Here is a 6,318-nt window from a genome sequence, read left to right as displayed (position 1 = left end):
GCCGCCGGACGGCCGGTCAGCGGGCGTCGAAATCGGTCGGGCGCGGCGGCTCGGGGCCGTCCGGGCCCATCAGGGTGATGCGCTCGATCCGCACGATGCGGAACCGGCGGCCGGCGACCGCGATGCCGTTGCGGCGGGTCTCGTCCTCCAGCAGGTCCGCCGCCTCGGCGAACCGGGCGATGTCCGCCTCGGCCGGGCTCTCCACCGCCGGCACCACGTGCCGGAAGTAGGTGATCAGCGCCTCGCGGGCCTGCTGCGGCGCGTCGTGCAGCCGCCCGATCGGCCGCCAGCGCCGCTCGCTGCGCTCGGCCACCGTGAACGCGGGCGCCAGCGCGACCGGGGTGAGGAACGCTCCGGACGGCTCGCTGCCCGACGCCGCCGCCGCGTCCAGCACCTGGCACAGCAGCTCCGCGGTCGCGAAGTCGGACGCGGGACCGTCGTCGGGCAGCAGGTCGTGGCCGCGGCCGGGCCCGGCCGCGGCCGGCAGCGGATCCAGGTCCGTCGGGCGGGGCGGCTCGGGCCCGTCCGGGCCGGTGCGGACGAGCTGCTCGACCCGCACGATGCGGAACCGCCGCCCGCCCGCGGCCACCTCGTCGACCTGCTCGTGCTGCACCGTGCGCGCCGCGCCGAGCAGCTCGCGCCCGGCCGTGCCGCCCTCCAGCGCCGCCAGGTCCTCCAGCCGCCCCGCGAGCAGCTCCCGCGCGCCCTGCGGCAGCGGGTCGCACGGGCACACGACCTGCCAGCCGCCCGGGACGCGCTCGGCGGCCGTGAAGAGCGTGCCCACGACCACGAGCTGCGGGTAGGCGGTGAGGGCGCGGCACGCGTCCGCGAGCATCACCGCGGCGACCGGGTCGACGCCGTCCAGATCCTCCGGGAACAGCCGCCCCCCGGCGTCACCATCGCCCGTTGTCATGCCGGACATCATCCTCGCCGCGCCCGTTCCGGCCAATGGTTCAGACCAATTTGTTACCGGTGCGTTCCCGGCCGGGCCGGCGCGACCGCCGCGACCAGGCTCGCCGCCAGCAGCGCCAGGCCGGCCAGCGCGGCGGCGCCCAGCCGCTCGCCCAGCAGCACCGTGCCGAGCGCGGCGGCCACCGCCGGCTCCGCCAGCGTCAGCGTCGTCGCCGTCGTGGCCGGGGTGGTGCGCAGGCCGCGCGCGAACAGCAGGTAGCCGCCGGCCGTGGCGACCACCCCGAGGTAGAGCGCGATCAGCGCGCCCTCCCCGGTGAGCAGCCAGCCCGATCCCGTGCGCAGGACCGGGAGCAGCGGGACGGCCGCCGCCCCGAACAGCGCGCCGACGACGGCCCGGTCCTCCTCGCCCCGGGAGATGAGGGCCGACGCGATCGTCGCGTACACCGCGTACGACAGCCCGGACAGCAGCGCCAGGGCGATGCCGGCCGGCTCGACGCCCGCGTCCCGGCCGCCGCCGATGAGCAGCGCGCAGCCCGCGACCGCCCCGGCGGTCGCCGCCGCCCAGCGGCCCGCCGGGCGCGACCGGCGGGTCAGCAGCCCGATCGCGCCGGCGAACACGGGCGCGCTGCCGATCGTGACGACGGTGCCGGCCGCGACGCCGGTGCGGCCCGCGGCGACGAAGAAGGCCGACTGGTACACCGCGATCGCGGCCGCGCCGGCGCCGACCAGCGGCAGGTTGCGGCGGTTCCCGAGCAGGCGGCGCAGCCCGGCGCCGCGGCGGGTGCAGGCCGCGAGCGCGAGCAGCACGGCGCCGCCGATGACGATGCGGCTCGCGGCGATGGAGAACGCGGACGCGCCGCCCGCGAAGGTGCGGACGGTCCCGGTCGTCCCCCACAGGGACGCCGCCAGCAGGACGTCGGCGCCGCCGCCGAACCGGAGGACGCGGGGGTCCCGCGCGGACGCGCGCGTGCGTGCGGAATGCTGTGACACGGAGGCTCCTGACCTCGAATCGGAAGGGGAAGATCCGGATTCGGGGCGCAGGAGGACGCGGCCGGGCGCGTCCCGCGCCGGGCCGTGTCACATGCCGTCACGAGTGCGGTCGCCGCGCCCCGTCAGGAGCGCGGCGGCCCGCAGTCGGAAACCCAGTAGGCCACGTATCGGACGATACCGCGCCGCTCAGGCCGGGACGGTGTCCGGGTCCTGCGCCTGGGTCAGGGAGCGGCCCACGATCGGGGGCAGCTCGCGGACGAGCTTGGCCAGCTCGCGGAGGTCGCCGTCCACCAGGGCCTGCGGGCCGTCGCAGAGGGCGGTCTCCGGGTGCGGGTGCACGTCGATGATCACGCCGTCGGCGCCGACCGCGACCGCGGCGCGGGTCAGCGGGAGCACGAGGTCGCGGCTGCCGCCGGAGTGCGACGGGTCCACGATCACCGGCAGGTGGGAGAGGCGCTGCGCCACCGGCACCGCGGAGATGTCGAGGGTGTTGCGGGTCGCGTTCTCGAACGTGCGGATGCCGCGCTCGCACAGCACGATGTCGAGGTTGCCGCGCTGGGCGACGTACTCGGCCGCCATCAGCCACTCCTCGATCGTGCCGTTCATGCCGCGCTTCAGCATGACCGGCTTGCCGGACTCGCCGGCGGCCTGCAGGAGGGAGAAGTTCTGCGCGTTGCGGGTGCCGATCTGCAGCATGTCCGCGTAGGAGGCGACGAGCTCGACGTCGCCGGCGTCCACCACCTCGGTGACGATCGGCATGCCGGTCTCCGCCCGCACGTCCGCGAGGATGCGCAGCCCGGCCTCGCCGAGCCCCTGGAACGCGTACGGGGAGGTGCGCGGCTTGAACGCGCCGCCGCGCAGCAGCGTCGCGCCCGCCGCCTGCGCCATCTGCGCGGCGCCGAGCGTCTGCTCGGGCGTCTCCACCGCGCACGGGCCGGCGATCAGCGTCATGGTGCCGGGGCCGATCGGCACCCCGCCGACCCGGACGACCGAGCGCTCGGCGTGGTTCTCGCGGCTCACCAGCTTGTAGGGCGCCGAGATGCGGATGACGTCGCTGACGCCGCGCATGCCGCGCAGGTTCAGCGAGCCGAACTGCTGGACGTCGCCGACCAGCCCGACGATGGTCCGCTCCACGCCGCGGCTGACGAAGGCGTCGCCTCCCGCCGTCTCGACCAGTGAGACGACGGCCCTGACATCCGCTTCGTTGGCCTCCGGGGCCATGACGACGACCATTGGTGTGCTGCCTCTCCTGTCTCGCCCGGAACCCCGGTGGGCCCCGCGGACGACCCCTGGAACAGAGAAAGCCCCGGGCCACTGGGCCCGGGGCTTCTCATTCCGTGGTCTGTCAGCGCAGCGTCTGGCAGACCAGCCGTCCGGGCTGGCCGTACCAAAAGAAATAGACGACGTTGCGCACGCGCCCAAGCGTAGCCGATGCCCGCGGAGCGCGTTCGCACCTACCCCCGAATATGGCTCAGCTCACGTCGGATGGCAGGATGGCCGCGTCATGACCCACCCCGAAGACTCCGCACCGCCGCCGCCGGATCTGCCGCCCGGCCAGTACGTCCCCCGGGGCTGGCCCGTCCTCCACTACGGCCCCGTGCCGAAGTTCCGTCCCGCGGACTGGGACTTCCGGGTCTTCGGCGCCACCGCGTCGGGCACGCAGCACCGCTGGACCTGGGAGGAGTTCGACGCGCTGCCGAGGGTCAGGTCGGTCGCCGACTTCCACTGCGTCACCAAGTTCACGATCCCCGGCATCGAGTGGGAGGGGGTCCCCGGCGCGGCGATCGCCGAGCTGGCGCCGCCCGCGCCGGACGCCACGCACGTGATGGTCTGGGCCGAGTACGGCTACAGCGCCAACATCCGGATGAGCGACTTCCTCGCCGACGGGACGATGTTCGCCACCCACCACGGCGGCGAGCGGCTGACCGCCGACCACGGCTTCCCGGTCCGCATCGTCGTCCCGCACCTGTACGCGTGGAAGAGCGTGAAATGGGTCCGGGGCGTCGAGTACCTGGTGAAGGACCGCCGCGGCTTCTGGGAGGAGCGCGGCTACCACAACGTCGCCGACCCGTGGCGGGAGCAGCGCTACTCTTACCAGGAGGACGAGGGCGAGTCGCCGCCCCTGTGACGGGCCGCGGGCCGGGGCCGGACGCGTGGCCGGGTGTGGCCCGTTCGAGACATTCGTAAATCTGCAACGGGCGGACCGGCGGGGACGGTAGCCGTTACCGTAAGTCGTCATGGTCCTACCGTCCGTCGCAGACGCCGTGGTGTACGCGACCGCGGCCGGCGCCGCCTCCGGGGTCTGGGCGCTGCGCCGGTGCCTGCCGCTGCCGTCCGGCTGCCTGCGCGTGCAGCGCGCGCCCGCCGACCCGGCCGAGCAGGCGGCGTTCGCGGCCCTGCACCTGGTCGCGCGGGCGGCGCAGCCGCTGCGCGGCGGGCTCACCGACGACGCGGCGCGCCGGGCGGCGCGGCGGCTCCGGCCGCTGCTGGGCGCCGAGGCGGTCGCGCTGGTCGCGGTGCGCCCGCCGGGGAACGCGACGGAGGACGCGGGCGAGGGCGCCGCGGAGGGCGCCGCGGGCGCCGGCGGCCGGGTCCGGGCCGCGCCGCGGCTGCTCGCCTGGGACGGCGCGGGCGGCGGCGTCCACGCGGCGGAGGCCGTCCGGCACGCGCTGCCCGTCCTCGCGTCCGGCCGCCCCCGGGTCGCCGCGCCGGAGCCGGCCGGCTGCGCCGACCCGCACTGCCCCGTCCGGACGGCGCTGACCGCGCCGCTCACCGTCGACGGGCGGGTGGAGGGCGCGCTGACCGCGTACTGGCGGCGCGCGTCGGCGGCGCGGATCCGCGCCGCCGGGGAGGCGGTCCGCCTCGTCGCCGCCCAGCTGGAGCTGGCCGAGCTGGACGCCGCCCGCGTCCGGCTCGGCGAGGCCGAGGCGCGGGCGCTGCGCGCGCAGATCTCCCCGCACTTCGTCTACAACTCGCTGACCACGATCGCCTCGTTCGTCCGCACCGACCCCGACCGCGCCCGCGCCCTGCTCCTCGACTTCGCCGACTTCGCCCGCTACTCCTTCCGCAACCCCCGCGACTTCACCACCCTCGCCGACGAGCTGCGCTCCATCGACCGCTACCTGCTGCTGGAGCGGGCCCGGTTCGGCGAGCGGCTGACCTGCAGCGTCGACGTCGCGCCCGAGGTGCTGCCGGTCGCCGTCCCGTTCCTGGCGCTGCAGCCGCTCGTGGAGAACGCCGTCCGGCACGGCATGGCGGGCGGCGGCACGCCGTTCCACATCACGATCACCGCGCGCGACTCGGGCGCCGAGGCGGCCATCAGCGTCGAGGACGACGGGGCCGGCATGGATCCCGAGCGGCTCCGGGAGATCCTGTCCGCGCCGCTCGGCCGGCCCGGCCCGGCCGGCTGGGGCGGCGCCGCCCGGCCCCGGCGCGACGGGCACGCCGACCCGGGCATCGGCCTCGCCAACGTCGACGAGCGCATGCGCCGGGTCTACGGCGACGAGTACGGGCTCACCGTCGAGACAGCGCCCGGCGCCGGGACCAAGGTCAATCTGCGCGTTCCCAAGTACCGTCCTGGCGTGTTTCCGGAGTGACGCCCGGACGGCGGGGCGGGATACTCACTTCCTGGAATCGATTGCGGACGGACGGTAATCGCGGCAAAGTCGCCCTCATGCTCCACGTCCTCGCCGTCGACGATGAACGTCCCGCACTGGAGGAGCTGTCCTATCTCCTCCGGCAGGATCCGCGGATCGGGCAGGTCACCGGAGCGGGGGACGCCTCGTCCGCGCTCCGCGACCTCAGCCGCCTGCTGGTGGCGGGCGAGCGCCTCGACGCGGTGTTCCTGGACATCCGGATGCCGGGGCTCGACGGCCTCGACTTCACCCGGCTGCTCACCGGGTTCGCCGCGCCGCCGCACGTCGTCTTCGTGACCGCGCACGACGACTGCGCCGTCACCGCCTACGAGCTGGGCGCGCTCGACTACCTGCTGAAGCCGGTCCGGCCCGAGCGGCTCGCCGAGTCGGTCCGCCGGGTCGCCGAGGCCGTGCACCGGACGGGCCCGCCGGCGGCGGCCGCCGACCCCGACGACGAGCTGATCCCCGTCGAGCTCGGCGGCCGGACCCGGCTCGTCTCCCGCCGGACGGTGACGCACGTGGAGGCGCAGGGCGACTACGTCCGGCTGCACACCGCGGACGGCGGCTACCTGGTGCGGATGCCGCTGTCGGCGCTGACCAGGCGGTGGGAGGCGGCCGGGTTCATCCGCATCCACCGCAGCACCCTGGTCGCGGCCGCGCACATCACCGAGGTGCGGTTCGACGGCGGCCGCGCGGCCGTCCGGATCGGGGACGAGATCCTGCAGGTCAGCCGCCGGCACACCCGCGAGGTGCGGGAGCGCCTGGTGCGCAGGTTCCACCA

6 protein-coding genes are annotated in these 6,318 nt (G+C 75.8%); 3 read left to right on the top strand and 3 right to left on the bottom strand.

Going from position 1 to position 6,318, the window contains the following annotated elements:
- Window positions 1-16: 16 nt before the first annotated feature.
- The 3 genes from ACIWVC_RS04140 to aroF all read right to left on the bottom strand — a co-directional run bounded on the left by ACIWVC_RS04140 (window position 17) and on the right by aroF (window position 3,135).
- Window positions 17-913 carry a DUF5954 family protein gene (locus ACIWVC_RS04140; RefSeq protein ID WP_396447180.1) on the bottom strand — a complete coding sequence of 299 codons (897 nt, stop codon included), beginning with the start codon at window positions 911-913 and terminating at the stop codon, window positions 17-19.
- A 53-nt stretch (window positions 914-966) separates the two neighbouring features.
- Window positions 967-1,902, bottom strand: coding sequence for an EamA family transporter (locus tag ACIWVC_RS04135; RefSeq protein ID WP_396447179.1), 936 nt, complete (start codon window positions 1,900-1,902; stop codon window positions 967-969).
- Between the two features lie 186 nt (window positions 1,903-2,088).
- Window positions 2,089-3,135, bottom strand: coding sequence for a 3-deoxy-7-phosphoheptulonate synthase (gene aroF / locus ACIWVC_RS04130; protein ID WP_396447178.1), 1,047 nt, complete (start codon window positions 3,133-3,135; stop codon window positions 2,089-2,091).
- Between the two features lie 271 nt (window positions 3,136-3,406).
- Between aroF and ACIWVC_RS04125 the strand changes: the two genes are divergently transcribed.
- The 3 genes from ACIWVC_RS04125 to ACIWVC_RS04115 form a co-directional block, all read left to right on the top strand.
- On the top strand, window positions 3,407-4,030 hold the full coding sequence (locus tag ACIWVC_RS04125; RefSeq protein WP_396453816.1) for a sulfite oxidase-like oxidoreductase: 624 nt from the start codon (window positions 3,407-3,409) through the stop codon (window positions 4,028-4,030).
- 109 nt (window positions 4,031-4,139) lie between these two features.
- Complete coding sequence (locus ACIWVC_RS04120) at window positions 4,140-5,498, top strand: sensor histidine kinase (protein ID WP_396453814.1); 1,359 nt, start codon at window positions 4,140-4,142, stop codon at window positions 5,496-5,498.
- 77 nt (window positions 5,499-5,575) lie between these two features.
- Window positions 5,576-6,318, top strand: a 743-nt coding sequence (locus tag ACIWVC_RS04115; protein WP_396447991.1) for a LytR/AlgR family response regulator transcription factor, incomplete at its 3' end; no start/stop codon positions are given.

Source organism: Actinomadura sp. (genome assembly GCF_044508335.1).
In the GTDB taxonomy this organism is placed as follows: domain Bacteria; phylum Actinomycetota; class Actinomycetes; order Streptosporangiales; family Streptosporangiaceae; genus Spirillospora.
The sequence above is the reverse complement of the archived record's forward strand: the minus strand, read 5'-3'. Positions and strand labels throughout refer to the sequence as shown.

Bases quoted from the DNA above. Each gene is read 5' to 3' on its own strand.
- ACIWVC_RS04140 (WP_396447180.1), bottom strand. From the start codon at position 913: ATGACAACGGGCGATGGTGACGCCGGGGGGCGGCTGTTCCCGGAGGAT.
- aroF (WP_396447178.1), bottom strand. From the start codon at position 3,135: ATGGTCGTCGTCATGGCCCCGGAGGCCAACGAAGCGGATGTCAGGGCC.
- ACIWVC_RS04125 (WP_396453816.1), top strand. From the start codon at position 3,407: ATGACCCACCCCGAAGACTCCGCACCGCCGCCGCCGGATCTGCCGCCC.
- ACIWVC_RS04120 (WP_396453814.1), top strand. From the start codon at position 4,140: ATGGTCCTACCGTCCGTCGCAGACGCCGTGGTGTACGCGACCGCGGCC.